At 35.5% G+C, this 3166-nt stretch carries 3 protein-coding genes; 2 read left to right on the forward strand and 1 reads right to left on the reverse strand.

The window, feature by feature from the left end; translation table 11 throughout:
• Positions 1–428 (reverse strand): alcohol dehydrogenase catalytic domain-containing protein (locus ABIZ51_01580; GenBank protein MEO7087464.1); only part of this gene is annotated, 428 nt, incomplete at its 3' end.
• 340 nt (positions 429–768) lie between these two features.
• Between ABIZ51_01580 and ABIZ51_01585 the strand changes: the two genes are divergently transcribed.
• Together ABIZ51_01585 and ABIZ51_01590 are read left to right on the forward strand one after the other, a co-directional pair.
• Complete coding sequence (locus tag ABIZ51_01585) at positions 769–1056, forward strand: DUF3303 family protein (GenBank protein MEO7087465.1); 288 nt, start codon at positions 769–771, stop codon at positions 1054–1056.
• Positions 1057–1808: 752 nt separating this feature from the next.
• Positions 1809–2369 (forward strand): phosphatase PAP2 family protein, encoded by a 561-nt coding sequence (locus ABIZ51_01590; GenBank protein MEO7087466.1) that lies wholly within the window; start codon positions 1809–1811, stop codon positions 2367–2369.
• Positions 2370–3166 lie beyond the last annotated feature (797 nt).

Raw genomic sequence — 3166 nt, forward strand, 5'->3', positions numbered from 1 at the left:
TCGGCGGGTAACAGGTGACATTGGTCTGCCCTGACTGTCACATATTCTGCCATTGCTCCATTGGTTGGAGGATTAGTGCTTCCGCTACCCAGCATGATTGTATTTGGGCAAAGATTTCCATGACCGCTTTTGCAATAATCACAAAATCCACAGGCTCTTGCAGGGTTTACGGTGACCCTTGTTCCCGGTTTAAGTAAAGAAGTTACACCATCACTCACATCAACTACTTCGCCTGTTAATTCGTGCCCAAGTATAAATGGCCTTGAAGGAGTAAAGCTTCCGCAATATCCGTCTTCAAAGTAATGCAGATCCGAACCACAGATACCTACCCTTTGCACCCGGAGCAGCACCATGCCGGAGAATAAAGCCGGCACTTCAAGATTTTCAAGCCTTACATCTTTTGCACCATGCAACACAGCGGCTTTCATTGTTTTTGCCATATGGTTATATGAAATTTAATTATTCCTGATTAAAATTTTTACGAACCGAACAAAATGCCCTTTTTCAAAATTGCAGATTTCTAGAAATTCAGAAGTTTGTTCAACCAAAGTTAGTAATTAACCTTCTCAGATGTTATTCAAAAAAAACTTTTGGAAAGTTTCATCAGCCTCCTATCTAATGGTTCAGACCGATGGGGCGTTCCGATCCATCGCTAAAAACTTAACGATTTTATTTTGTCTCTTGTGAAGTAATAAAGAATTACCTTGTCCGACTAATTTTTGCTTTCCCTCTCTTTATTCAGCTTCTTAACAATTAAAAATAAATACCATGAAATTTATGTTGAGCTGGCGTCTTCATACAGAAAAAAGGCACGACGCACTTAAAGGTTTTTCCAAAATGACAGCTGCAGACGATAAAGCAGATTTCGGGAAAAATATCCGGTTAATAGGTCGCTGGCACGATTTAGCAGGTGGCACCGGTGTTGCTATTATTGAGTCTGACGACCCAGTGGCAATGGCTAATTACGCACTGAACTGGAATACAGTTCTCGATGCGACAGTTACTCCGGTTCTTGATGATGAAGAAACAAGAAAGCTGGGCAAATCGAGGAAATAAATGATCCTTTCATTTATTTTTATTTGAGCCATACTTCATCGTAAAAATTGGGCATATAGTTAGTTATAACAACAAATTGTATTGAAGAATATTTCCTCAAGATGGTGAATGGTTTGGATTAAGGCCAGGTACAAAATTTTGGACTGGAGAAGCTTTCTTCTTTTTACAGAAATTCTCTTTTCTGCTTAACTTTTCTTCTCCCAAAATTCGCGTCTCGCGAATTATTCTCCGGATAAGATTAAAAAAACCCGTGTGATAAGGGTTAAGGTTAACGGTTTTATAATAAAGTAACTTTTGTCAAACATTTCTAACCAGTTGCAATAAATCAACTTTTTTTCACATTTTTAACTCCCAAATTTGTACCTTACTAATTGTCCTTCAGGATACGATTAAAAAAACCCGTGAGATAAGGGTTAAGGTTATTGATTTTATAGTAAACCAACTTTTTTAAGAAATTTTCATTTTGGTTGCGACAAATAAGAATTTTTTTTCCAAAAATAAAAACTTTATTATTATTTTTGGTAGATATAATATCCTTCCAAATATCTTTCCCAATCTTTTTTGACCTCAATTATTTATTTGAAATAGCTATTCACACAAAACAAAGCAATGGATAATTTTGATCATTTTATTATAAGCGGATTGCACGGTATTTCCGCTAATTCCCCGTTCCTAAACGATTTCATTTTTTTGTTTCTGAAAATGCCTTTTTAAAGGGAGGAATTATAGTGTCGTTATTGTGGTTTTTTTGGATGAATAAGGATAAAGACCTGGATGAAAAAAGAAAAAAGGTTATCACGGTATTAATCTCCTGCCTAATTGCCATTGCTTTTGGAAGACTACTTGCAAGGCTTCTTCCTTTCAGGCAAAGGCCTGTTCTGGATTCATTGTTAACTTTTTTATACCCTGACCCACACATTGCTGATGGCCTCCATTTAAAAAGCTCTATGTCGAGCGACCACGCTGTAATGTTCCTTGCTTTAGTAACAGGGATATTTTTAATTTCCAAAAGAATAGGGTTAATAACCTTTATATATGTGTCCTGTTTTGTATTTCTTCCAAGGATCTATTTAGGACTTCATTACCCAACGGATATATTAGTTGGAGGCCTATTAGGAGTTGTCATAACCTTAATAATTTCAAATATCAGGATCACTGATCAAATTAGTCAACGAATTTTAAATTTTTCAACAAAATATAGCGAGATATTTTATGTCTTATTTTTCTGGCTCTCTTTTCAGATAGGAACAATGTTTGACTCCAGTCGTGCAATAGAACATTACCTTCTAACTTTATTTCTTCGTGGCTTTTAAAGGGGTTCAAAGAAAAAAGATAGCCAACTTTATATTTGAACATTATATGGCTTAAAATGATCTTTTATAGTTTTCAAACAGCAATTTTGTATTGGGTAACAAATTCAGCTATGGGGATTACCATTAGACTACATATTTTTTGGAATTTGCATATGCCCGCATATGAATGAGGCACATCCATCAAAAATCATCTTAATAATTTCCCGGTTATCTGCTTTTCACAACCCTGTTGTTTTGGAGGGCCTTTAATTCAAATTAAATAAATTTTAGGATCGTTTTGGGCCGCCTTGACAGTAAATAGAATATAAAACTTTTAAGATGATACGTTACAATTGGAATATTGATTTAGGAAGTAAAGGCACTTTTTGACTTGGATTCTTAGCCGTCTCAATTGGAGGGGCTCTTCAACTTCCCATGTATATGATGCCCATGATATGGGTTACCAGTTGGTGAGCATGCCCATGAGTACTTCAATGAATGCAGGGATGGTTTTGGTGATGTTAGGTCTGTTTATAACGCCATTAAGCCTTATCCTGTCCCGTGCAAACAACAATAACGACAATTATAATCTTAAAATTCGTGCCTTGGATGCAAATCAGAGTTTTTTCCCAAAAAATAAAATCTTTTGGAAAGTTTAATTAAGAACTCCATTGACATCTAACACATTATCCAGCTTTCCAAAAATGAATTGCAATAAATAATTACATTAGCACATAAAATTTAATTTTTTTATGCTCAGAAATTTCCTCTTAGCCAGCACTCTTCTGCTTTTCTTTGGTACTACTTGTTTTTCCCAG

The organism is Bacteroidia bacterium (assembly GCA_039924845.1).
GTDB lineage: Bacteria > Bacteroidota > Bacteroidia > DATLTG01 > DATLTG01 > DATLTG01.

What these genes read in the sequence shown, in the direction of transcription:
- ABIZ51_01585 (MEO7087465.1), top strand. Translation starts at nt 769, where the DNA reads ATGAAATTTATGTTGAGCTGGCGTCTTCATACAGAAAAAAGGCACGAC.
- ABIZ51_01590 (MEO7087466.1), top strand. Translation starts at nt 1,809, where the DNA reads ATGAATAAGGATAAAGACCTGGATGAAAAAAGAAAAAAGGTTATCACG.